Raw genomic sequence first — 23,743 nt, forward strand, 5'->3', positions numbered from 1 at the left:
AAGGTCCGCACTGAAGTGTAAGAAGGGCTTTATACCATGCCGGTTAGCGGGCTGTCAGGTCGATTGCCTGCCGGCGCCAGTGCTGGCAGGCCCAGGCGAGGATCTCATCCGGGGTTGATGCCTGCAGTGACGCCGGTGGTTCCTGACCGAGTGCGTCCAGCGCGCGGAACAGGTTTTCGGGAGCGCGGTCGTCATCGAGCGCGGGGGCGTGGGTCTGCTTGCTCAGTTTCTGCCCCTGTTCGTTCAGGATTACAGGGATATGCAGCCAGCGGGGTGGCTCGGCGCCCAGGGCCCGGAAGATCTGTTGCTGTTGAGCGGTCATGTCCAGCAGGTCCGAGCCCCGCACCACGTCGGTAATTTCCTGGTCGATGTCGTCCACCACCACCGCCAGTTGGTAGGCGTAGAAGCCTTCCTTGCGGAGGATGACCGGGTCATCGAGTTCTGCCTGCACCTCCTGGTGTTGAGGGCCGAGCAGCTGATCTTGCCAATGGCAGTGTTCGTCGTGCAGGGCAAACCTGACCGCAAAGGGGCGGTCGCCCGGTTGCCGGGGTGCGTCCCGGCACTGGCGCGGGTGTCGGCCGCCATTGGCCTGAAGTTCCTTGCGGGAGCAGGGGCAGCGGTAGGCGTGGCCGGTGGTTAACAGTTGATCGATGGCGTCCTGGTAGGCGTCGTGGCGTCGGGACTGGAACCGGACCGGCTCGTCCGGAAACAGGCCGTGGGCGTCAAGGCTCCGGAGAATCTGGCCGGTGGCCTCCGGCGGTTCCCGAAGCGGGTCCAGGTCTTCGATGCGAATAAGCCATTGGCCCTGCTGGGCGCGGGCTTCGACGTAACTGGCGACAGCGGTAACAAGAGAGCCGAAATGCAGTGGGCCAGTAGGAGAGGGTGCGAAACGGCCCCGATAGCGTGGATTGGCCATGGAAAACTCAGTCTGCCGGTCCGCTTGCGGTTACCGGCAGACAGCTATTCTCGGGATCAGATGCCGGTCTGGCGCTCGCGAATCTCGGCGAGCGTCTTGCAGTCAATGCACAGGGTGGCCGTCGGGCGAGCCTCAAGACGACGGATGCCGATCTCGACACCGCACTGATCGCAGAAGCCATAGTCGTCCTTGTCGATCCGGTCGATGGTCTGGTCGATCTTCTTGATCAACTTGCGCTCACGATCGCGGGTACGCAGCTCCAGGCTGAATTCCTCTTCCTGGGTTGCGCGATCACTGGGATCCGCGTAATTTGCTGCGTCTTCCTGCATATGGTGCATGGTGCGGTCGACTTCTTCCATCAGCTCCTGTTTCCATTGCAGGAGCAGATCCTTGAAGTGCTGCAACATCTCGGCACTCATGTACTCTTCACCCTTCTTCATTTCATAGGGGGTGAAGTTGGTAAAACGTTCGCGTGACTGTTCTGCAGTATTTGCCATTGAACCCGGCCTCTTGTTTGTACTCCACAAGAACGCTTTGCTTCCCATCGTGCCAGCCCCGTGGCTGTGCGATTGTACCCTGGATGAAGCGTTCGTCCTGAAACGGGAATTTGCGGAAAATAGCAGATTAGTTACGGGGGTGCCAGCCTTGTGACACTGACTTTTTGCGGAGATCACATGAAGTATTCAGAACCTTTGGTTGAAGGCCGGCTCATTCGGCGCTACAAGCGCTTCCTGGCGGACATCCGGCTACCTGACGGTGAGGAGGTGACGGCGCATTGCCCCAATACCGGTTCCATGCGCGGCTGTCAGCCGGACAATGCCAGGGTCTGGCTCAGCCAGAGCAACAATCCCAAACGCAAGCTGAAGTACACCTGGGAGCTGGTGGAGACCCGCCCGGGGGTATTGGCCTGCGTCAATACGGCCAGGCCGAACGCTCAGGCCCGACATGCGATTGAAAGCGGCGTGGTGAGCGAGCTGGCCGGCTATGGCCAGTGCCGGTCAGAAGTGAAGTACGGTGGCGAGAAAAGTCGCATTGATCTCCTGCTGTCGGGCCATGACCACCGACCCGATGCCTGGGTTGAAGTGAAAAACGTGACCCTGGACGAGAATGGTGCCGGATATTTCCCCGACGCAGTGACCACCCGGGGGCAGAAACATCTGCGGGAGCTGATGGGGCAGGTCGAACAAGGCGAGCGCGGCGTCCTGTTTTTTGTCGTGAACCATACCGGCATCGACGAAGTGCGCCCCGCTGACCATATTGATCCGACCTACGGTCGCCTGCTTCGCGAGGCCGTGGCCGCCGGCGTCGAGGTGATCGCATATCGGGCAGCACTGGCGAATGGCGGGGGAGATCCCTCTGGCAACCTTGAGCTGGTCGAGGCCATTCGGGTCAATCTGGCAGCCTGATCTGCCACTGGCCGTCCTGCTCCCGTACCTCCAGGGCCGTCAGCGCATCGCCCTGGCAGGGACCGGCGATGCATTCACCGGTTGCGGTCTTGAACAGGGCGCCGTGGGTGGAGCACTGGAGGAACAGGTTGTCCGAATCCATGAACCGCCCCGGCATCCAGTTGAGCTCGATGCCCAGATGAGGGCACTGGTTCAGGTAGGCCCTGGGCTGGCCTTCATCCAGGAACAGGAAACCGGTCAGGGGCATTCCCGCCGGTTCCCTGGCTTTTACTGTCAGCCGGAACTCGATGAACCGGCCAGGTTGCAGGTCGGCCGTGGGGCAGACTGGCTGCCAGGAGGGGGTGCTTTCAGCCATGGATATCCCTTGCCGGTGTCTCAGCGGCCCTGCAGGCCGAAATGCTGGCGAATGCGGTCTGCCACTGCCTCGGCCACATGTTCCTGATCTGTGTGCAGGTGCACAGTGTGGGCCTTCTCCATCGCCGTCAAAGGTTCGAACCAGCCCTGCTGGGCGTCCAGCAGCTCCTCGGTGGCTTCGGAGGCATCGCCGGAGCGACTCCGGATCCATTGCCGGCGCAGCTCTTCCGGTGCCTCACAGTGCAGCAGGGCAAAGGGCACGGCCTGTTCTTCGGCCACGGAGGCGAAGAGGTCCCGCTCACTCTGTTTCAGGCAGGCAGCATCAATTACGACCGGGATGCCGGCCGCCAGAAGCTGTTCTGACAGGTCCGCCAGGCGCTGATAGGTCAGGGTGGTGGCCTCCGGCGTGTAGAGGCCTTCGCCGGTATCGGATTTGCTGTCGGCAAGAGGGCCCAGGCCATGCAGTCGTTTGCGTTCGACGTCGGAACGAAGCCGGATCAGCCCCAATTCCCCTGCCATGGCAGCGCTGACACAGCTCTTCCCGCTGGCGGACAGGCCGGTGGTAGCCAATAGATACGGGTTGGGAATGATACTGTAATCCTCGGCCAGCTGGGCATAGCTCCGGTAGCGCTGCATCAGTCCGGACTTTTCATCTTCGCTGAGGTCGGGATTGCCCAGGGTAAACAGGGCAATCTTGGCCCGGACCATCGCGCGGTAGGCTTTGTAAAGGGGCAGCAGTGGCAGGGCTTCGAAGTCGCCACGGTACTCCAGATAGGTGTTCAGTACCCGGTTGGCCAGGGCCGGTTCGCCGCGGGATTCCAGGTCCATCAACAGGAAGGCCAGGTCGTTGATGACATCGATCCAGCGAAACGGCTCATTGAATTCGATGCAGTCGAAAACAGTGACCTCGCCCTCGAAAACAGTGATGTTGGCCAGGTGGAGGTCACCATGGCACTCGCGCACAAAGCCATTTTCGCGGCGCCGGGCGATCAGATCCCGGTGCCTGTCAAAGGTGGTCCGGGTCCAGGCTTCCAGATTATCCAGTTGCGCCAGCAGAGTCTTGTCGTCGATCAAGGGGCGGATCTGATCGAAATTCTCCTGCATGGCGGCGTACACCGCATCGGGAGTGCCCAGCGGCTTGTCCTCCGCCACCGGCGGCAGTTGATCGTGGAATTCGGCCGCCTGGCGGGCCGCCGTGGCGAGCAGTTCGGGCGTCAGCTGGCCACGCTCCTGAAGGCGATCGAAGAGCTGACCCTGGTCGAATTCCCGCATGCGGATCACGTATTCGAACGGCTCTCCCTCACCCCCGATCACCGGCTGATCCGGGGTGCCGGTGATCGGTAGCACGTCCAGGTAGAGCCTGCTGGCGAGCCGCCGGTTCAGTCGCAGCTCCTCTTCACAAAAATGCTTGCGGCGCTCAAGAGTGGAGAAATCCAGAAAACCGAAGTCCATGGGCTTCTTGATCTTGTAGGCGTAATCCCCGGTGAGGATGACCTGGGAAATGTGAGTCTCGATCACCCGGAAGTCCCGGACAGGGTGTTCATACAGCGCCGGATTCTGCAGTGCCTGAATCAGCGTATTGCCGGATGTCTCGCTCACGGTGTTCTCCTCAGATTCCCTGAACTCATTGATTTTTGAAGCCCTATCATAACGGCAGATTACAGAAATAACACACAGCAGGCCTGCCTCATCGGGGGCTCCCTTCGCTATAATCGCGCCATGGCAAAATCAAAGACCCCTCGCAAGTCCTCCCGCAAATCCCCGAAATCCAGCCGTCGGCCCTGGTTCTGGCGCCTGTTTTTCCGGGCTTCCCTGATCGGCCTGGTGTTGCTCGCCGGCTGGATGGTGTACCTGGATGCCGTGGTGACTTCCCGGTTTGAAGGGCGAAGGTTCGAAATACCCTCACGGGTATACGCCCGCCCCCTGGAGCTTTACGACGGAGCTGGCATCAGCACCGCCGCGCTGCAACGGGAGCTGGAGCTTTCCGGCTTTCGGCGGGGCGATGGCACCAAAGGTGGCAGTTACAGCCGAAGTGGCAACCGCTTTGTGATCAGCACCCGGGGCTTCCGCTTCCCCGATGGAGAGGAGCCGCGCCGCCGGGTGGCCTTCAGCATCTACGGGGATCGAGTGGAGAACTTCCGGGTCCTCAGTGGCGACCCCGCTCCGATCGTTCGTCTGGAACCTGCGCAGATAGGGGGGATCTACCCGGCTCACAAGGAAGACCGGATCCTCGTACAGCTCGAAAATGTGCCGGAACTGTTGCCGGCGACCCTGATGGCCGTGGAGGACCGGAATTTTTATGAGCATTTCGGCATCGCCCCCTTATCCATTGTGCGGGCCATGCTTGCGAATATCCGGGCCGGAGAGATCGTTCAGGGCGGCAGTACCCTGACCCAGCAGCTGGTAAAGAACTTCTTTCTGAGCCGGGAGCAGACTCTGTTGCGCAAGGGCAACGAAGCCCTGATGTCGGTATTGCTGGAGTGGCATTACGAGAAAGACGATATTCTCGAGACCTACCTGAACGAGGTGTATCTGGGGCAGGCGGGAACACGCAGCATCAATGGTTTTGGTCTCGCCAGCCAGTTCTATTTCGGAGAATCCCTGCGCAGTCTGGAAGTACACCAGATTGCCCTTCTGGTCGGGATGGTGAAGGGGCCAAGCTACTATAACCCTCGCCGGAATCCGGAGCGGGCCACGGAGCGCAGAAATCTGGTGATCTCCGAAATGGAGGAGGCGGGTCTGATTGACCCGAGCGAGGCTGCCCGGGCACGGGGCCTGCCTCTGGGCGTCAGTGAGCAACCGTCCTATTCAGAGAACCGCTATCCGGCCTACATTGATCTGGTGCGACGGCACCTGGCGCGGGATTATCGCGAAGAGGACCTGCGTAGCGAGGGCCTCAGAATCTTCACCACCCTGAATCCGGCGATCCAGTATGCGGCTGAATACGCGGTCCAGGAAACCGTGCCCCGGCTGGCCAGTGGCGAAGTTCGTGAGGCGCTTGAGGCCGCCCTTGTGGTTACCGCCAAAGACAGTGGCGAGGTGCTGGCGCTGGTGGGTGGCAAGGACCCCGGGTTCGCAGGTTTCAATCGGGCGTTGGATGCCGAACGGCCAATCGGCTCGTTGATCAAGCCGTTTATCTATCTTTCTGCCCTGACCCGGCCGGATCGTTACACCCTGATCACGCCGGTAAATGACAAATCCTTTGTCCTCGAATTTGACGATGGCCGGCGTTGGGAACCCCGGAATTACGACAAGAAGGAGCGCGGCGAGGTGCCTCTTCACGAGGCGCTTTCGAACTCCTACAACCTTCCGGCGGTTCGCGTAGGACTGGATGTCGGGGTCGACGTGGTAGCGGAGACCCTGCAGGCGTTCGGGGTGACGTCATCGATCTCCCGCTACCCCTCCATGCTGCTGGGCTCGGTTTCGATGACTCCGGTCACCGTTGCGCAGATGTACCAGGGCCTTGCTACCTCTGGTTTCAATACCCCCCTGCGTACCATCCGCGAAGTGACGGATGCCGAAGGTGAGGCTCTTAACCGCTACCCGCTGGAGGTGGATCAGGTGGCAGACCCGGCCGCTGTTCACCTGGTGCAATATGCGATGCAGGAAGTCATGCAGGAGGGGACCGGGCGGTCGGCATATTACACAATCCCCGAACAGCTCACCGTTGCCGGCAAGACCGGCACCACGGACGACGGCCGGGATTCCTGGTTTGCCGGTTTCAGCGGCGATCTTCTCGCTGTTGCCTGGGTGGGACGGGATGACAACGGCCCGACCTCCCTGTCCGGCGCTTCCGGTGCGTTGCCTGTGTGGTCGCGGTTCATGGCCGGGGTGCCCCAGCATGGTTTCTCGCCGGTCGTGCCGGACGGGGTGAACTATCACTGGGTCAATGCCCGGCGGCAGGCGTTGACCGATGAATATTGCGATAATGCGCGCCTTGTACCATTCATCACCGGCAGTGAGCCGGAGCAGGAAGTGTCCTGCTCTGGTAAGCTGCAGCGTCGAATTCAAGGCTGGTTTGAAGGACTGTTCCGATGAAAGTATCTGTGCTGACCCGTGCTGGCGCCCTGGGCGCCTTTCTCGCCCTGGCCGGGTGTGCCAGTGGCCCAGGTTCCATTTACGTGCCAATGGGCGGTGGTGAGCCTTCCAGGGCCCCGGAGCCGCCCCGGACCTCTACCAGCGAGCAGGAGGAAGCCCCGGTCTGGCGTAAGAGTGAACAGCCGGAGGAGGAGCCGAGGGTTGTTGAGGAGCGCAGGGATACTGCACCCAGCTATCAGGATTCGGGGGAGAGCCTTTCGCCGGCGGCCCAAAGCCTCGTGCGCGAGGCCGAGAGCCTGTTGGCCCAGGGCAATACCTCCGGTGCCATCGCGCGTCTTGAGCGGGCGCAGCGCATTGCACCCCGTTCTGCGGAGGTATATTTCAAGCTTTCCGAGGCCTATGTGGCAGCAGGTCAGCTGGGCAGTGCCGAGCAGTTCACCCTGAAGGGGTTGTCCCTGGCTGGAGACAGCGTCCGTTTGCAACGGGCAGGCTGGTTGTTGCTGGCGGATATTCGTCGCGCCCGGGGTAACGTGGCCGGGGCGGATCAGGCGGAAGCGAGGGCGGCGGCGCTCTGAATAAAAAAAAAGCCCCTGCCGGAGCAGGGGCTTTTGATTCCGAGGGCTTGAGACTTACGGTACCAGCGGAATCGGTTGGGCTTCGGTGTTTTGACCGGCGAATACGTCCACGTTCTGGGTGCCCCGGAATTCCACAGTTGCAGAATTATCCTCTTCGTTGTCATCCAGTTGGCAGGTGTAGCTGATGGTGTAGTCGCCTTCGGTCAGGAAGGCCGCGGTGTAGGTGTACATGCCGCTGGTATCGTCATAATTGACGGGAACAGCCATCAGCGGACCACTTTCCTCGTCGTTTACGTTAATGTCCGTCGGCGTCACGTCTGTACCCTGATAGACGTAGACCGCGCCCTCGTAGTCACATGTAGCCTCTTGGTTAATTGTTGCGTAGTCAACCTCGCCGGAAATGGAGCCCACCTCCAGGTTGTTTACCAGGCGCAGTGAAGGCCGCAGCAGGTAATCCGCCAGTGACTGACCCTGCGGGTTCACAATGGCCTTGCTGACGTCAAAGTCGACGGTGAAGTCCGTGGTGCTGTCGGCTGCCACGATAAAGTCGCCTTTGAGCTTCAGACCGCTTTGCTCGCCAGAGGGCACGGCCAGGGACAGCTCTACGTCCGGCTGGTCCTTCTCGACGACGTAGGAATTCTCGGTATCAACCAGCAGTCGAAGCTCGGTGTAGTTGCCGGCCAGGACTTCCTCGTCGGTAATCAGCGGCTCACTGGCTCCACCCTGGAGGTCAAGCAGGTTCCAGACCTTGGGGTTGTCGAAGGTGAACTCTTCCCATTCGCCGGACTGATGCTTCAGGCGGATGCCGGTAAAGGCAATTGTCACCTCGGAAAATTCCATGGTTGGTGCGTCGGTCACATCAACGGAAACCGAGCCGGTGGCCGGGCCACCATCACTGCCGCCACAAGCGGCGATACCAGCTGCCAGTGCAGATACAGCAAACATCTGGATTGAACGCTTCATACAACCTCCATGGTTTTGGTTGGATATCTCTTACCCCACGACATAATTCCGGCAAGCGTTCCGGTGATTTTGTTAACCTTTTCTCACCAAGCGGTAATGTGGTGCCCACTGGTGATCATCAAGGTAATCCCGTAACTGCAACCTTGCGCCGGTCTGGTATAGACTTGCCGCTTCAGCAGCAAACCATGCGGGTAGTAACGGTTTTGTCGATTCTCTCCTTTAAGCCGGGCAAAAAGCGGCGTTTTGAAATCCTGATCCAGCCTCACCTCGAGCCTATGTACCGTTTTGCCTTCCGGCTTGCGGGCCAGCAACAGGACGCTGAGGATCTGGTGCAGGATGTCGTGGTCAAGCTGTATCCCCGACTGGAAGAGTTGGAGACGGTGGACCAGTTACGGCCCTGGCTGAACCGGGTGCTCTACCGTCATTTCATTGATCAGCTACGAAGAAGGAACCGGCAGGGCGACCGGCCCATGAGCGAACTGGTCGAGGCCGAAAGCCAGGCGGACTGGCTGGACAGCCTGGATGCCGAGGATGTCGGGCCGATGGCGCACCTGGAACTGGAGCGGCTGGGTCCTGAGCTGGACCGGGTGCTGGCCACCCTTGAGCCGGACCAGCGGACGTTGCTGCTTCTGCATGATGTCGATGGTTGGCGCCAGGATGAGATCGCCGAAATACTCGATATTCCCCTGGGAACGGTAAAATCCCGCCTGCACCGGGTCCGTGCTGCACTGCGAAAAAAATTGCGGCAACAGCTGGAACCAACCGTCACGGCCGGGCGTGTGAAAGACTGAGGTGATGACTATGTCCTGTCGGGAAATCCGCGTAAGCCTTGTTGCTTACCTGAACAATGAGTTGCCAGCGCAGCACCGGGAGAAGGTGGCTGAGCACGTGTCTGCGTGCGAAGCGTGCAGCCGGGCACTGGAAGGGGAGCGGTTGCTGGGTGAAAAGCTGCGGGTCCGCCAGCAAATTCCGGAGCCATCTTCCGGTTTTGAGTCACGGGTGCTGTCTGCTGCTACAACAGAATCCGGCCAGCCGGGGCGCTGGAGCCATCGTGTGCTCGGGGGAGCTGTCGCTGCGGCTCTGGCACTGGGCGTGTCGTTGGGTGTGATGCTGGACCGCAGCCCCTCTTCCGAGCCACAACAGCAATTGGCCGGAGAGCAAGTATCGGAACCTGCCGTATTCGAGCCTGTGGAACAGACTGTTCGGTTAGCGTTTCGCGCGGGCCAGGCACTGGAGAATGTCACGCTGACGCTTGAATTACCGCCGAATGTGGAGCTGTCTCCGTGGCCCGGGCGACAGCAGCTGAGTTGGCAGATCAGTCTGGACGCTGGTGAGAACGTCGTCGCCTTGCCCCTGAGAGTCCTGTTTCCCGGCAGGGGGGAATTGGTGGCTCATCTGAATACGGGTGAGCAGAGAAAGAGTTTCCGGGTCGAGATTCCCGGTGCAAATGAGAAGCAGGAGGTACCGGCATCATGAGATGGTACGTTCCGGTAATAATGCTGGTTACGTTATCCGTGTCCGAGGCCCATGCGCAGGAGGACCTGGACGTCACCATGCGAATGGTTCTTGATGAGCAGACACTCACCGAGTCCGTTGTCCGGGAGATCGAGCTACCAGAGCCCGCAACGGTCGAGCGTCCCGGAGAGATGACCGAGAGCCGGGGGGCGCCCGGCATGGACGTCTCTCGCGACGCCCGTGAACAGGGGCGGGGATTCGGACAGGACATGGCCGAACAGGCACGCGACTCCTCCAGGGAGCGTCCGGACCGGCCGGATTTGCCAGAGCAGGTCCAGGACGCCCGGGAAAACCTGCCCGAGGTAGCCAAGCCGCGGGAGTAATTGTTCCTGCCCGCCCCGGCAAGGGTGGCGGGCAGTCATATTGACCTATCCCTGTTATACTGCCTGCGTTATCGCTCGGTAACGCTGGCTTGTCGTCAGCCCGCCGACCTATTCCCCTGATCCGGAACTGAACGGAAGGTGTTGTTTGCTGGCTGCCTGCCTCATCCGTAAGCTGCTGTTAAGCTGCTCACTCCTGTTTGTCTGTATGCCGCTACTGGCTGAGGATACCTCTGGCGAGGCGCCGGCACAGGCGGACTTTCGCAAAGGGGTCGAATTGTTTCAGCAGGGTTCCCTGATGGCGGCCCGGCAACATCTGGAGGCGGCGCGCGCTGGTGGGCTGGACTCCATGACCCTCCATTACAACCTTGGCGTCGTCTACTACAGGCTGGGTCAGCTGGACGCCGCAGAGCAGGCATTCGCCCGCCTGTTGTCCTCCCCCCATGAATCCCTGGCGCGTTACAACCTTGGTCTGGTCGCGTTGGCCCGGAATGACCGGGTCGCAGCCCGTGATTTTTTCGTGGCGGTCAGCGACGGTGACGGCCCGGACAAGCTGCGGGCCCTTGCCCGGACCCGGTTATCAGAAATCGCCGATCAGATGCCCGCTCCCCGGCGCCTACCCCGACGCTTTTATGTATCCGCAGCGGGTGGGTACGACAGTAACATCTCTGGCCTTCCGGATACCGTCGCTACCCGGGAAGGCGGACTCTTTATAGACGCTGTGGTTGCCGGTAGCCTCCGGATTCGGGGTGACAGGGAAGCCGGTTGGGATGTTGAAGGTGCTTTTTTTGGCCGGGACTACCCGGACGATAGTGATTACAACACCCGCTTTCTGCAGGGCAAGCTTGCCTGGTCAGAGCGGGAGGGGAACCGGACCCGGCAACTGGGGGCGGTAGTGAGCCAGTCCTGGTTCGGTTCCGATGCATTCGAGACCCGCTACGGACTGGAGGGCATCATGGCATGGCCGCAATGCCCGGCCCCCTTCCCGGTCGATGGCTGCGACGTTTCGCTTGCCGCGGCCAGGGTCGACGGTGGCCGTTCGTTCGAGGCGTACGACGGTCAGTGGTACCGGTTGCGGGGGCGGACAGACCGCCGGATAGGCGACTGGAAGGTTGAGGGCAAGTATCTGTGGGAGCTCAATGACCGCGCGGATATGGTTTCCGGCACACGGTTTGTCAGTGTTTCACCGCAACACCACACCCTGGAGATGGTGGCGGGATATGGCTTCAGGGCGGACCTTGAAGTGGGTGCCCTGGGTGGCTTCCGGTACAGCCGGTATCAGGATTCCCACCGTCTTCTGGAGGGCGACACTGTGGTGGTCCAACGGCGAACGGACCGGCGTTGGGAGGCAGGAACGTTTGCGGAGTACGGGCTGAGCCGGCGATGGCTGCTGCGGAGCGAGTGGCTGTTCCGGGATAACAACAGTGCGATTAACAGTTACAACTACCAGCGCCACACTTTCATGTTGACGCTGGAAGGGGTGCTCTGAGTCCGGCCTTCAGGCCGGACCCGAGACTCCTGAATTACAGGGTTGCCATCACCTTACGGGCAGCATCAATCGTATGCTCGATGTCATCGTCGGACAGTGCCGCACTGGTGAAACCCGCCTCGAATGCCGATGGCGCCAGGTAAACGCCTTCCTTCAGCATGCCCTGGAAGAATTGCTTGAACCGTTCCACGTCGCACGCCATGACCTGATCAAAACGGGTCACCGCGGTTTCTTCGGTAAAGAAGAATCCGAACATGGCGCCGGCGCTCTGTACCGTCATCGGGATACCTGCTTCGTCAGCGGCCTGTTTAAGGCCATCGCGAACGGCATTGGTCTTTTCCGTGAGCCGGTCATGAAAACCGGGCTCTGAAATGGCGTTGAGTGTGGTCAGGCCCGCAGCCATTGCCAGCGGATTGCCGCTCAGGGTTCCAGCCTGGTAAACCGGGCCCAGAGGCGAAATGTGCTCCATGATTTCCCGTTTGCCACCGAAGGCGCCAACAGGCAGTCCGCCGCCAATTACCTTGCCAAGTGCCGTCAGATCCGGGGTCACGCCGTAGTAACCCTGGGCGCCTCCCAGGGACACCCGGAAACCGGTCATCACCTCGTCAAAGATCAGAACAGAGCCGTGCTGGTCACACACCTCACGCAATGCCTCCAGGAAACCCGGAATCGGCGGGATGCAGTTCATGTTGCCCGCGACCGGTTCGACGATAATGGCGGCAATCTGATCGCCCATTTTTTCGAACGTTTCCCGGATCCCGTCGATGTCGTTGTAGGTCAGGGTCAGGGTATGTTCTGCCAGGCTGGCGGGGATGCCCGGTGAGTTGGGGACCCCGAGGGTCAGGGCGCCGGAGCCGGCCTTCACGAGCAGTGAATCCACATGGCCATGATAGCAGCCCTCGAATTTCACGATCTTGTCGCGCCCGGTATAGCCTCGGGCCAGTCGGATCGCACTCATAGTGGCTTCGGTGCCGGAGTTCACCATGCGCACCAGGTCAATCGATGGCACCACTTCGCAGACCTTCTTGGCCATTTGGGTCTCGATAGCGGTGGGCGCACCATAGCCGACACCCAGGTCGACCTGGGCATGCAGCGCCTGTTTGATACGAGGGTCGGAATGACCCAGGATCATCGGGCCCCAGGAACCGATGTAATCAATGTATCGGCGGTCGTCCTCATCAAACAGGTAGGCGCCTTCGGCGTGTTTGAAGAAAATCGGGGTGCCACCCACGCCACGAAAGGCCCGTACCGGTGAGTTCACCCCACCGGGAATGTACTTTTGTGCCTCTTCGAACAAGGTTTCGGAGTGTGTCATGGCTCGGCTCCTGTTAATCCGATAGTGAAAAAAGTGGGTGATGGGCAGCGAACAGCTGCCCGAAGGCTCTGGCCTTCTGTTCAATCTGATCCGGCGTGCCCCCGAACACACCTCCGACGACCGCCAGAAGATCGGCTCCCGCCTTGATCAGCGGCTCACCATTCTGGGCAGTGACCCCACCGATGGCGGTCAGCGGTTTGCCGAGAGCTCTCGCTTCGGTGAGGACGAACGGATCGGCTCCGGGGGCGTCCGGTTTGGTGGCCGAAGGATAGAACCGCCCGAAGGCCAGGTAATCGGCCCCGTCGGCAAGGGCGCGGCGGGCGAGGTCCAGTCTGGCGTGACAGGTAATGCCAATGATGGCGTCCTCACCCAGCAAACGCCGCGCCCGTGCCAGCGACCCGTCCTCCTGCCCGAGATGTGCGCCCGCGGCTCCAACCCGCCCGGCAAGCTCCGGATCGTCGTTGATGATCAGCGGTACACCGGCCATGCTGCACAGCGCCTGAAGGTCTCGGGCCTGGCTCAGCCGTTCGGATTCGGGAGCGGTTTTCTCACGGTATTGTACCAGCACCGCACCACCACGCAGTGCGGCTTCCACGGATGCCAGCAGGCGATCCGCCGGGGTGAGTTTGCTGTCGGTAATGACGTAAAGTCCCGGGCGCAGGCCTTTATCTAGCGTTCCCACAGGATGCCCCGGTCAGGAACAGGCTGGCCTTTGCCGACGTCCAGCGCGTGGAGGATCGCCCGATTGACATAGTTCTGGGCCTGGGAGATCGCGGCGCGAGCCGATAACCCCGATGCCCGTCCGGCCGCAATGGCGGCAGCAAGGGTGCAGCCGGTTCCGTGGTACTCGCCTCCCACCCGCTCAATTTCCCAGCGCATGGGCTGCGGATTGTGATTGTAGAGCGTATTGATGATATGCAGGCCGGTGCCGTGGCCACCGGTGGCCAGGACCGATTCGCAACCCTGCTCCATCAGCTTTTTTGCCGCCTGCTCCGGGTCTTCGCTCCCCCCGAGCATTGTCAGTTCAATGCCGTTTGGCGTAATCATCTCTGCAAGAGGAAACAGGCGCGCCTTCATGGCGTCAATCAGGGCTTCGTCGGCCAGGTCGCCACCGCCCGCGGCTTTTATGACCGGATCTGTGATGAGCGGGATTCCGGGTCTGGCCTTCACGAACTCCACCAGAACATCGACTACCTCGGCATTTCCCAGGGCCCCGGTCTTGATGGCATGGATCGGGGCATCCGCCGCGACACACTCCAGCTGTTTGCGAATCAGTGCGCTGTCCACCGGCTGGGCATCGTAGACGTTGCGGGTGTCCTGAACGGTCAGACAGGTCAGGACCGGCAGAGGGTGGCATCCGAGGGAAGTGATGGCCTGGATGTCAGCCTGTATACCGGCACCACCAGAAGGGTCGAGCCCGGACAGTACCAGGACCTGGGGACGGGTGTAGCGTTTGATGGCTCTACTCCTTAAAACGGTTTGACAACGGCGAGTATCACAACGGCAAGCAGGACGAACACAGGTAACTCATTGAACCAGCGATAGAATACATGGCTGCGGTGGTTCATGTCGTCCCGGAACACCCTGACCAGATGGCCGCAGTAAAAGTGGTAGACAACCAGCAGGGCGACCAGCAGCAACTTGGCATGAAGCCAGCCCTGGCTGAAATAACCGGACACATTGTAACTGATCAGCCAGATGCCCAGGGCCACCGTCGCAATCATGGAGGGGGTTGTAATGCCCCGATACAGCTTGCGCTCCATGATCTTGAACCGTTCCCGTCCGGGCTGGTCTTCGCAGGAGGCATGATAGACAAACAGGCGCGGCAGGTAAAAAAGACCGGCGAACCAGCAAACCATGGCAATTATGTGGAAGGCTTTGACCCACAGCATCCGTTAACTCCGTCGGTATTGGTAGTAGCTTTCGATGTCAGACTTCAGTACCACGCCATACACCCGCTGGATCATCGGGGCAACGTGGCGTTGCACGTAAAGGGCTTCGGCGTTGGTGGTATCGAATTCGTTGAGCGCTTCCTCGAGGGTTGCCTGGTATTGTACCGGGGCAAGGTCCCGACGGTTAGCAGGTATATCCATCAGATCGACGGATTCCGGCATTTCGATCTCCTCTTCGGCCACCGTTTTCTCGGTATCCTCGAGGTATCGGGCCAGATCCACTGCCGGAAGCAGTGCGGTCGGGCCATTGCTGCCCTCGACGATCAGCCACTTGGGTTCGGACTTGAGCGCCTTGCGGGCCTCCTCGATGGAAAGGTGGCGTTCCGTACGCAGGATGTTGCGGTCCATGATCGCGCCGACGGAGACTCGCCGAAGTGCCTGGATAACGGGTGAATTCTGGTAGCTCAGGCCCTGGCTTTTCAGAATGGTGAGGAACAGTGACTTCTTGCCGAAGGCTTCACTGGTGACCAGGCTCGCCGTGGTGATGATAAGCATGGCGGGCAGGATGATGTTGGGGTTGCGCGTCAGTTCCATCACGGCCATGAGAGCGGCCAGGGGGGCCTGGAGGACCGCTCCCATCATTGCGCCCATGCCGAGCATGGCGTAGAAGCCTACGGAGGATGCGGTGTCGGGGGCGATCTGCGCGCCGACCAGTCCCATGGCACCGCCCAGGGTTGCGCCCATGAACAGGGTCGGGCCGATGACCCCGCTTGGCATGCCGAGGCCGATGGTCAGTGAGGTTATGAGCAGCTTGGCGGCGCCCGCTGACAGCAACAGCCAGAATCCGAGGCCGCCGTTGATGGTCTCGTTTACCGTATCGTAGCCGATGCCCATGGTTTGCGGGATGAATACCGCGAAAGGCACCATCAGTGCGCCCGCAATGCCGATACGAAGCAGGACCGGTTGATGGTGATGTCGTCCCATGGTGTCCACCAGTTGAATGAATACTGCTGCAGCGATACCGATGATCACCGCAATGGCGAGAATCCAGGGGATTTCCATCAGTGAGTTCATGGTCAGCGCCGGCACGCTGAAGGCCGGCTCGGAGCCGTAGACTGCCTGGGATACGATGGCTGCGCTCACTGCGGCCAGGATGATCGGGGTGAAACCGGCAATCGTGTACTCCATCATCACCACTTCCATGGCAAAGATCACGCCGGAAATGGGGGTGTTGAACGAAGCGGAGATGGCGGCGGCACAACCGCAGGCCACAAGGGTCCGGATGCTGTTGTTGGGCAGCCGCATCCATTGCCCCATAAGGCTGGAGAAGGCCGCGCCGAGGTGAACCGCCGGTCCCTCCCGACCGGCTGACTGCCCGGTAACCACTGTGGTTACACCGGAGACAAACTGGACAATCGCACTGCGCAGCGAAATGTAGCCCTGATGGTAGTTCAGGCGTTCCATCACGTGGACAATGCCGACTTTGCGGTCGTGGATGGCCAGACGGTGAAGCATCAGCCCGAGAGCAAGGGCGCCGGCAAGCGGAAGGAGACCGCGGGTCAGGATGTCGAGTTGTTCAAAGGATTCAGAGCCGCTGCCGGGCAGGAAATGCTCGAGTGGCCACTCGATGGCCAGCCGGAACAGCAGGATCACGCCACCGGTGATCAGGCCGGATAACAGGCCCAGAACCGCAAGCTGCGGAAGCGCGTCGACACCTGACAGCCTGCGACGGAATACAGGGATCAGGTTTTCGGTGATCTGGTGCCAGATGTTCCGCATGATCGCAGGGGGTCCGGTTCGGGTGTGCCAGTCCGTTTACGGTGTTGTGACAACATTGTAGCGGTCGGCCTCCCCGCTGCAATAAGTCGTTGGTTTATCATGGTAGACTAGGACTTCAAACTTCCAATTCCTGATTCGACGTCACTGGAGAAAATGGTGATTAAAGTAGGCATCGTTGGTGGCACCGGCTATACCGGTGTGGAGCTGCTGAGAATCCTGGCGGTTCACCCGGAGGTAACCGTCAGCTGTATAACTTCCCGCTCCGAGGCTGGCATGCCGGTCGCGGACATGTACCCGAATCTGCGCGGGCACTTTGAACTCGAATTCTCCGAGCCTGATGCCGGTGTGCTCAAGGCCTGTGACCTCGTGTTTTTTGCGACCCCCCACGGCGTAGCCATGCGTATGGTGCCGGAGCTGATGGATGCAGGCGTCCGCGTCGTTGACCTCTCTGCGGATTTCCGGCTCAAGGATCTGGACGTCTGGGCCCAGTGGTACGGCATGGCCCATGAGAGTCCGGAATGGGCGGAGAAGGCGGTTTACGGTCTTCCGGAGGTAGTCCGCGAGGAGATCCGTAGTGCCCGCCTGGTGGCCAATCCCGGCTGTTATCCCACTGCGGTGCAGCTGGGTTTCCTGCCCCTGCTGGAGAAGGGACTGGTTGATCCGGCGCGCCTGATCGCTGACGCGAAATCCGGTGCCAGTGGTGCGGGTCGTCAGGGCAAGATTGGGATGCTGCACGGCGAGATTGGCGAAAGCTTCAAGGCCTACGGGGCGTCCGGCCATCGTCACTTGCCGGAGATCCGCCAGGGGCTGACCGGCGCTGCCGGTAGCGAGGTTGGGGTGACCTTCGTGCCGCATCTGATTCCGATGATTCGCGGTATTGAGGCCACACTTTACGCCGAATTGAACGATCCGTCCGCCTTTGATGACCTTCAGGCCCTGTACGAGGAGCGCTACCGTGACGAGCCGTTTGTCGATGTAATGCCTTTCGGCAGCCATCCGGAGACCCGCAGTGTCCGGGGTGCGAACCAGTGCCGTATGGCGCTGCATCGGCAGGAGAACAGTAATATCGTTATCGTTTCCTCTGTCATTGATAACCTGGTCAAGGGGGCCGCGGGGCAGGCGGTCCAGAACATGAATATCATGTTTGGTTTCCGGGAAACCCTTGGGCTTGAAGCGCCGGCCCTGTTGCCCTGAGGACGACCAGTGAGTGAACCACGAAAGCCGGCGGAAGAATATGTCGTTATCCGCCATCGTCCTGGTTACCGGATTCGCCGCACCGCGATATTGTTAGCGTTTACGGTGATTGCAGCGCTTGCAGGCTATGCGGCCGGGCTTGCCCAGGGCGGTTTCCGGTTCTCGGACGTCTCCGCCTCCAATGAAGTGCTGGAGGAGGAGTTGGACACGCTTCGAAGCAATTACAAGGAGGCGCGTCAGCAACTGGTCAACCTCGAAAGAGGCAAGGTGATCGACGCCCAGGCGCTCCGGCAGGCCAGGAATACCATTGTTGAGCTGGAAACCCGCATCGCATCACTGAAGTCAGACCTGACTTTCTATAAAAATATCATGGCGCCGTCGGAGACCAGCAAAGGGCTCCAGGTCGACAGTCTGACCCTGTCCCGGGACTACCAGCCCGGCGTCTGGGACTTCAAGCTGGCCCTGACCCAGGTTGGTAATAACAAGAACTACATTTCTGGCGTGGTGGCAGTCAATGTCATCGGCGTGCGCGACGAAGAAAAAGAAGTCATCGCCCTGCGTGATCTGTCTGAGGATATCGAGGATCTTGGCGTAAAGTTCCGTTTCCGCTTCTTCCAGAATGTGGAAGGAACCCTGGCGCTACCGGAAGATTTCGAGCCGGTGGAAGTCCAGGTGGTGGCTCAGGCCGAGGGCCGCGAGTCCTCGCAGGCAGAACGAACCTTTGACTGGGATGATTTAACGGAGAATTGAAATGCTCGGTAAGAAAAAGCAGCAGAAGCCAAAGCGGCCGGCAGGCCATTTTGACACCCTGGTCTCCTCGCGCACGATTGTGGAAGGGGATGTGAAGTTTTCGGGTGGTTTGCATGTAGATGGTCGGGTCAAGGGCAAGGTTGTTGCCGAAGAGGGCAGCGATGCAGTGCTGCGGCTGTCGGAGGTCGGTGAGATTACCGGTGATATCGTTGCCCCCCATGTCATTATCAACGGCACCGTGAACGGTGATGTCTATGCCTCGAACCACCTCGAACTGGCGGAAAAGGCCGCCATTAACGGCAATGTCTATTACAACCTGATCGAGATGGCCATGGGGGCCACGGTCAATGGTAATCTGGTTCATCAGCGCGAGCCTGTCGGACTGCTGACCAAGGATCGCCCGGAGCCGGTCGCCGAGGCCCGGTCCGATGAAGAACTTGAAGAAGCCGTGGCGGATGGTGGAAAGTCCGAATAGTTGATTGTTTTAGTCAGGAATACCATAATCGCTACTTTGTAAACGAAGTTTCCGGAGGCGAGCTTGAGTGTAGTTCAGCAACAGATGGCCACCCCACTGTTTTTCAGCGACAGTGCCGTTGCCAAGGTGCGTGAATTGATTGAGGAAGAGGGAAATCCTGACCTCAAGCTGCGCGTCTTTGTGACCGGTGGCGGCTGTTCCGGATTCCAGTATGGCTTTTCCTTCGACGAGAATCAGGAAGAAGATGACACGGTGATTGAACGGGACGGCGTTGTTTTGCTGGTGGATTCGATGAGTTACCAGTATCTGATTGGTGCAACTGTTGAATACCAGGAAGGTTTGCAGGGCTCCCAGTTCGTTGTTCAGAACCCGAACGCCACCTCCACTTGCGGCTGCGGCAGCTCCTTCTCGATTTGATTCAGGCCGGGTAAATGGCTCCCAGAATACGGGGGCCATTTGCGCCGGTTACTTCCGGAAGATTCCCCGGTTTCCCCTCGATAGCCTGCTTCGCGAGCCAGGCGAACGCCACCGGTTCCACCCACTGCGGATCCAGTCCCAGTTCCGAGGTGACTGCCAGGCGTGCGGGTGCCAATGCCTGGCCCAGGGCCCGCATCAGCTCGGGGTTGCGGGTGCCCCCGCCGCAGGCATAAACAGTGTCCACCCCGGTTTCCGGCATCTGGCGCGCAATGGTCAAGGCGGTGAGTTCCAGTAATGTCCTCTGGATATCTTCCGGTTTCAGGTCCGGATGACGGGCGATCATGGTTTTCACCCATCCCAGGTTGAACTTTTCCTTACCGGTGCTTTTGGGCGGTGTCCGCTGGAAGTACGCATCGGAAAGCATATCCTCCAGGAGTTCCGGATCCACTCGCCCTTCCACAGCCCAGTGGCCGTCCGCGTCATAGGGGCGACCAGTCTGGTCCAGACACCAGGCGTCCATCAGGGCATTGGCGGGACCGGTGTCAAAGCCGGTCACCGGGCCCTGGCCGCGAGCGGGTAGCCAGGTGATGTTGGCAATGCCCCCGAGGTTAAGGATGCAGCGGTTCTCCGACTCCGATCCAAAGAATGCCTTATGGAATGCCGGAACCAGCGGCGCTCCCTGGCCACCGGCGGCCATGTCGCGACTGCGGAAATCGCCAACCGTCGTTATTCCGGTGGTTTCGGTGATGATGGCGGGGTTGCCAATCTGGAAGGAAAATGGCGCGGAACCGGCAGGTTGGTGCCGAATGGTCTGGCCGTGGCTGCCAATCGCCCGAATCGTGTTCGGGTTCAGACCCGAATCCGAAATGGCTCGCAACGCAGCCTGGGCGAAAAGTTGTCCGGTGAGGGTGTTCAGCTCGCCGATTTCATCCGGGCTGGCCTGGTTCTGGCTGGCATTAATGAGGCGCTGGCGCAGGTCATCCGGGTAGCTGAGGCAGCGACTTGCGTGGATCTGGACAGTTCGGTCTCGGAAGGACACCAGCACGGCGTCAATGCCATCCATGCTGGTGCCAGACATAAGCCCGAGCCAGGCTTCCATTGGCTCAGTCTTCCCGTGCCAGGGCCAGTTGCTGGTAGTTCTCGCGGAAAACGTCGAATTGCGCTACCCGTTGTTCGGTGACCCGCTTGAAACGGGCCATCTCGGATGCGGGTACTGGCTTGGCATCCGGGAGATTGACCGTACGGGAGTTGCGGGGCGATCCGTTGAGCCGGAACTCATAATGCAGGTGCGGCCCGGTTACCATGCCGGAAGAGCCGAGATAGCCAATGGTTTGCCCCTGCTTGACCCTGACACCTTTTTTCATACCTCGTGCCAGCCCTTTCATGTGGGCATACAGCGTGGTGATGTTGTTGCCATGCTGCAGAATGATGGTGCGGCCGTAACCGCCTTTCCAGCCTGCAAAACGAACGGTGCCATTGCCCGCAGCTTTGATCGGTGTGCCCGGAGGCGCAGCGTAGTCGGTCCCCTCGTGAGGGCGCACCACATCCAGTACCGGGTGCCTGCGTTGCAGGTTAAATGATGAGGATACCCGCGCATTGATCGGCGTACGCAGAAAAGCTTTGCGCATGCTCTTGCCTTCCGGCGTGTAGTAGTCGCTCTCGCCATTGCTGTCGGTGTACAGCACTGCGAGATTCTCTTCGCCGCGGTTCACGAACCGTGCCGAGAGAATGCGGCCGGTGTCGAATTTCTCGCCGTCGAGGTAGAGCTCCTCGTAGACAACCTCGAACCGGTCGCCCTTGCGGACGTCGTAAACGAAGTCGATGTCCCAGCCGAAGATGCCCGCCAGCTCCATCGTGAGGCGATCGTTCATGCCGGCTTCGCGGGCCGCCAGGTAGAGAGAGCCGTCTATCACGCCAGAAGCGAAGGCCGGGCGGGCTTCGGGCTCGCGCATGTCGGTCTTGCCACTGAATCCCTGCTCGCTACGTGTGATCTTGAGGGTTTCAAGCAGATTGCGTTCAAGTTCTACAGCTGCCAGTGCTCCGGATTCGTCCGTGGCAAAGCGGATGGTTTCACCTGCATACAGGCGCTGCAGTTCTTCCGCTTCCCCTTCGCCATGAATGACTGACAGCATGATGCCGTCATTGAAGCCGGCTTTCTTGAACAGTGACGACAATGTATCGCCGGACTTGATCTCGAAGGTTTGCCAATCCAGTTGGGGTTCCGCCGGAACTGCGGCAACGGTCTCCTGGGGCGCTTCTTTTGCCGGCTGCTCGGACTGTTGTTGCTTTGCTGGCGTGGAACTGGCCGGCAGGGCCTGGTCTGGCGTTTCTGTCAGCTTGCCGCCCGTTTCGGATACGGTGCCTTGCTCAAGGTCCAGGGCATAGGACATGCGCTTGGCTTCAACATTGCTGCTCGGGCTCATAAGCACGGCAGCTGTCACTACAACGGTTGCAGCGGCGGCGAGGGTAATGTGAGTCTTGGGAAACATTTTCAGCACTTATCGCACCCGTTTTAATCGGTATTCCGGCAGGTTGAACTACCTAATTAAAGCTGTTGTTCAAGTATAGACCAACAGATTACCGTATAAAATGCATGCGGGACAGCGTGGAACATTACGGTTGCTGCTCCATCCTCCGGATTTCTCGCGACGTCACTGCTATAATACGCCGCCCTGTTGACTCAGGGTTGTGTAATATTTGTGCATGTTACTTTACCAAGTGCGCAAGAGAATCACAGATTTCTTTTGTTGAAGTCTGTAACGGTCTGAATCTTTCACCATATAAAACGGGGACGTGTAGTTCATGGCATCTATTGATGAAGCGTTGGCCGTCATCAAGCGCGGCGTTGACGAACTGATTCCGGAAGAGGAGCTCGTTGAGAAGCTGAAGCAAGGTCGGCCCCTGCGTATCAAGGCGGGATTCGATCCCACGGCACCGGACCTTCATCTCGGCCACACCGTCCTGATCAACAAGTTGCGCCAGTTCCAGGATCTTGGTCACGAAGTCATTTTTCTGATCGGTGACTTTACCGGAATGATTGGCGACCCCACGGGCAAGAGTGCGACCCGCCCCCCGTTGACCGAGGAGCAGGTCCGGGAGAATGCGGTCTCCTATAAAGAGCAGGTATTCAAGATCCTGGATCCGGCAAAGACTCATGTGGTTTTCAATTCCGACTGGATGAGCAAGATGACTGCCGCGGACATGATCAAGCTCGCAGGTCAGTACACCGTTGCCCGGATGCTGGAGCGTGATGATTTCACCAAGCGCTACCGCGCCGAGCAGGCGATTGCGATTCATGAATTCCTTTATCCCCTGGTTCAGGGTTATGACTCCGTTGCCCTGGAAGCGGATGTTGAGCTGGGGGGTACCGACCAGAAGTTCAACCTGCTGATGGGGCGTATTCTCCAGAAGCACTATGGTCAGGAGCCGCAGGTGATCCTGACTATGCCGATTCTCGAAGGGCTGGACGGCGTCCAGAAGATGTCCAAGTCCCTCGGGAATTATGTAGGCGTTAATGATGCCCCGGGTGAAATGTACACCAAGCTCCTTTCCATGCCCGATGAGCTGTTGTGGCGTTACTTTGAGCTGCTGAGCTTCCGGCCGCTTGCGGAGGTGGAGGAGTTCCGGAAGGCTGTTGAGGGTGGCGCCAATCCGCAGGACTACAAGAAAGTGCTGGCGGAGGAGCTTATTGCCCGCTTCCACGACGAGGAGGCTGCAAAGAATGCCCACAAGTCTGCGGGTAACCGGGTCGGCCTTGGCGAGATTCCCGAGAATGTGCCTGAAGTGAAAGTTTCCCTCGATGGGCAGAGTGAAATGCCGATGCCTGCCGTGCTCCGCCTTGCGGGGCTGGTGAAGAATGGTGCTGCGGCGAGGGATGTCCTCGGGCGGGGGGCTGTCTACGTCGATGGGCAGCAGTTCGAAGGGGATCGCATGTTTGTAGAAGGTGATGAGTGCGTTATTCAGGCCGGTAAGAAGAAGATTGCGAAGGTTTTGATTACTGCATAACCGGTTTGGTTGCCTGGCAACCAGTAAAACGACGAATTTGGATTTTTTTCAAATTCGTCGTTGACAGTCTTCCTGAGGGCTGTAGAATGCGCACCACTTCTGAGGGACAAGCCACTGAGACAGGGGCAGCCGGAGGAAGTAACTGCTTGAAAGATTTGAAGAAAAACGATTTCAAATTTCTTCAGAAAGCGGTTGACAAGGTGGCGGTTCAGTGTAGAATGCGCGCCTCGTTTGAAGCAGTAAGCCGGACGGTTTTTGGCGGGTTTGAAAGAGTTTGAAAACGCTGAAAATTAACGGTTGACAAGGTCGGGATTCGATGTAGAATACGCGGCCTTGATTG

24 protein-coding genes are annotated in these 23,743 nt (G+C 59.6%); 12 read left to right on the forward strand and 12 right to left on the reverse strand.

The window, feature by feature from the left end; translation table 11 throughout:
• Positions 1-43 precede the first annotated feature (43 nt).
• Both gluQRS and dksA read right to left on the reverse strand, forming a co-directional pair.
• Entirely contained in the window at positions 44-916 is an 873-nt protein-coding gene (gene gluQRS / locus MD273_RS14290; RefSeq protein ID WP_239038446.1) for a tRNA glutamyl-Q(34) synthetase GluQRS, read from the reverse strand.
• A 56-nt stretch (positions 917-972) separates the two neighbouring features.
• The gene (dksA, locus tag MD273_RS14295) at positions 973-1,413 is read right to left on the reverse strand and encodes an RNA polymerase-binding protein DksA (protein WP_091997293.1); all 441 of its coding nucleotides are present in this window, start codon (positions 1,411-1,413) and stop codon (positions 973-975) included.
• Positions 1,414-1,590: 177 nt separating this feature from the next.
• Here dksA and sfsA point away from each other — a divergent pair, with 177 nt between their 5' ends.
• On the forward strand, positions 1,591-2,322 hold the full coding sequence (sfsA, locus tag MD273_RS14300) for a DNA/RNA nuclease SfsA (protein WP_239038447.1): 732 nt from the start codon (positions 1,591-1,593) through the stop codon (positions 2,320-2,322).
• Here the strand turns inward: sfsA and MD273_RS14305 are convergent.
• Positions 2,306-2,677, reverse strand: coding sequence for a Rieske (2Fe-2S) protein (locus MD273_RS14305; protein WP_239038448.1), 372 nt, complete (start codon positions 2,675-2,677; stop codon positions 2,306-2,308). The two genes, sfsA and MD273_RS14305, sit on opposite strands and share 17 nt — an antisense overlap.
• Positions 2,678-2,697: 20 nt before the next feature.
• A complete protein-coding gene (locus MD273_RS14310) occupies positions 2,698-4,275 on the reverse strand; it encodes a bifunctional aminoglycoside phosphotransferase/ATP-binding protein (RefSeq protein ID WP_239038449.1) in 1,578 nt (525 codons plus the stop codon).
• Positions 4,276-4,395: 120 nt separating this feature from the next.
• On the opposite strand from MD273_RS14310, the gene mrcB reads away from it, so the two are divergent.
• Together mrcB and MD273_RS14320 are read left to right on the forward strand one after the other, a co-directional pair.
• On the forward strand, positions 4,396-6,714 hold the full coding sequence (mrcB, locus tag MD273_RS14315) for a penicillin-binding protein 1B (protein ID WP_239038450.1): 2,319 nt from the start codon (positions 4,396-4,398) through the stop codon (positions 6,712-6,714).
• Entirely contained in the window at positions 6,711-7,289 is a 579-nt protein-coding gene (locus MD273_RS14320) for a tetratricopeptide repeat protein (RefSeq protein WP_239038451.1), read from the forward strand. The genes mrcB and MD273_RS14320 overlap by 4 nt, the downstream gene beginning before the upstream one ends.
• Positions 7,290-7,343: 54 nt before the next feature.
• Here MD273_RS14320 and MD273_RS14325 read toward each other — a convergent pair whose 3' ends face one another.
• Positions 7,344-8,252, reverse strand: a complete 909-nt coding sequence (locus MD273_RS14325; RefSeq protein ID WP_239038452.1) for a DUF4382 domain-containing protein — start codon at positions 8,250-8,252, stop codon at positions 7,344-7,346.
• A 185-nt stretch (positions 8,253-8,437) separates the two neighbouring features.
• Here MD273_RS14325 and MD273_RS14330 point away from each other — a divergent pair, with 185 nt between their 5' ends.
• The 4 genes from MD273_RS14330 (at position 8,438) to MD273_RS14345 (ending at position 11,576) form a co-directional block, all read left to right on the forward strand.
• The gene (locus MD273_RS14330; RefSeq protein ID WP_239038453.1) at positions 8,438-9,043 is read left to right on the forward strand and encodes an RNA polymerase sigma factor; all 606 of its coding nucleotides are present in this window, start codon (positions 8,438-8,440) and stop codon (positions 9,041-9,043) included.
• Between the two features lie 4 nt (positions 9,044-9,047).
• Positions 9,048-9,728, forward strand: coding sequence for an anti-sigma factor family protein (locus MD273_RS14335; RefSeq protein WP_239038454.1), 681 nt, complete (start codon positions 9,048-9,050; stop codon positions 9,726-9,728).
• Positions 9,725-10,090: a hypothetical protein gene (locus tag MD273_RS14340; protein WP_239038455.1), complete on the forward strand. Its 366-nt coding sequence runs from the start codon at positions 9,725-9,727 to the stop codon at positions 10,088-10,090. The genes MD273_RS14335 and MD273_RS14340 overlap by 4 nt, the downstream gene beginning before the upstream one ends.
• Before the next feature lie 145 nt (positions 10,091-10,235).
• Complete coding sequence (locus tag MD273_RS14345; protein ID WP_239038456.1) at positions 10,236-11,576, forward strand: tetratricopeptide repeat protein; 1,341 nt, start codon at positions 10,236-10,238, stop codon at positions 11,574-11,576.
• A gap of 34 nt (positions 11,577-11,610) precedes the next feature.
• On the opposite strand, the gene hemL is transcribed toward MD273_RS14345, so the two are convergent.
• From hemL to MD273_RS14370, 5 genes are read right to left on the reverse strand one after another with little or no spacing between them, the layout of a single operon-like run.
• A complete protein-coding gene (hemL, locus tag MD273_RS14350; protein ID WP_239038457.1) occupies positions 11,611-12,891 on the reverse strand; it encodes a glutamate-1-semialdehyde 2,1-aminomutase in 1,281 nt (426 codons plus the stop codon).
• Between the two features lie 13 nt (positions 12,892-12,904).
• Positions 12,905-13,573, reverse strand: coding sequence for a thiamine phosphate synthase (gene thiE, locus MD273_RS14355; RefSeq protein WP_239038458.1), 669 nt, complete (start codon positions 13,571-13,573; stop codon positions 12,905-12,907).
• Positions 13,561-14,322, reverse strand: a complete 762-nt coding sequence (thiD, locus tag MD273_RS14360) for a bifunctional hydroxymethylpyrimidine kinase/phosphomethylpyrimidine kinase (RefSeq protein WP_239038504.1) — start codon at positions 14,320-14,322, stop codon at positions 13,561-13,563. Before thiD ends, thiE begins: the two co-directional genes overlap by 13 nt.
• Positions 14,323-14,360: 38 nt before the next feature.
• Positions 14,361-14,783 carry a protoporphyrinogen oxidase HemJ gene (hemJ, locus tag MD273_RS14365; protein ID WP_239038459.1) on the reverse strand — a complete coding sequence of 141 codons (423 nt, stop codon included), beginning with the start codon at positions 14,781-14,783 and terminating at the stop codon, positions 14,361-14,363.
• Between the two features lie 3 nt (positions 14,784-14,786).
• Complete coding sequence (locus MD273_RS14370) at positions 14,787-16,562, reverse strand: chloride channel protein (protein ID WP_239038460.1); 1,776 nt, start codon at positions 16,560-16,562, stop codon at positions 14,787-14,789.
• A 156-nt stretch (positions 16,563-16,718) separates the two neighbouring features.
• Between MD273_RS14370 and argC the strand changes: the two genes are divergently transcribed.
• The 4 genes from argC (at position 16,719) to erpA (ending at position 19,398) form a co-directional block, all read left to right on the forward strand.
• A complete protein-coding gene (argC, locus tag MD273_RS14375; protein ID WP_239038461.1) occupies positions 16,719-17,756 on the forward strand; it encodes an N-acetyl-gamma-glutamyl-phosphate reductase in 1,038 nt (345 codons plus the stop codon).
• A 9-nt stretch (positions 17,757-17,765) separates the two neighbouring features.
• Complete coding sequence (locus MD273_RS14380; RefSeq protein WP_239038462.1) at positions 17,766-18,506, forward strand: DUF6776 family protein; 741 nt, start codon at positions 17,766-17,768, stop codon at positions 18,504-18,506.
• Between the two features lies 1 nt (position 18,507).
• Entirely contained in the window at positions 18,508-18,981 is a 474-nt protein-coding gene (locus MD273_RS14385) for a bactofilin family protein (protein ID WP_239038463.1), read from the forward strand.
• Between the two features lie 84 nt (positions 18,982-19,065).
• Positions 19,066-19,398, forward strand: a complete 333-nt coding sequence (erpA, locus tag MD273_RS14390; RefSeq protein ID WP_239038505.1) for an iron-sulfur cluster insertion protein ErpA — start codon at positions 19,066-19,068, stop codon at positions 19,396-19,398.
• Between the two features lies 1 nt (position 19,399).
• On the opposite strand, the gene MD273_RS14395 is transcribed toward erpA, so the two are convergent.
• Positions 19,400-20,497: an anhydro-N-acetylmuramic acid kinase gene (locus tag MD273_RS14395; RefSeq protein ID WP_239038464.1), complete on the reverse strand. Its 1,098-nt coding sequence runs from the start codon at positions 20,495-20,497 to the stop codon at positions 19,400-19,402.
• A gap of 4 nt (positions 20,498-20,501) precedes the next feature.
• Entirely contained in the window at positions 20,502-21,896 is a 1,395-nt protein-coding gene (locus MD273_RS14400; RefSeq protein ID WP_239038465.1) for an OapA family protein, read from the reverse strand.
• 304 nt (positions 21,897-22,200) lie between these two features.
• Here MD273_RS14400 and tyrS point away from each other — a divergent pair, with 304 nt between their 5' ends.
• Positions 22,201-23,403, forward strand: coding sequence for a tyrosine--tRNA ligase (gene tyrS, locus MD273_RS14405; RefSeq protein WP_239038466.1), 1,203 nt, complete (start codon positions 22,201-22,203; stop codon positions 23,401-23,403).
• Positions 23,404-23,743 lie beyond the last annotated feature (340 nt).

The organism is Marinobacter sp. C7 (assembly GCF_022343555.1).
Classification (GTDB): Bacteria; Pseudomonadota; Gammaproteobacteria; order Pseudomonadales; family Oleiphilaceae; genus Marinobacter.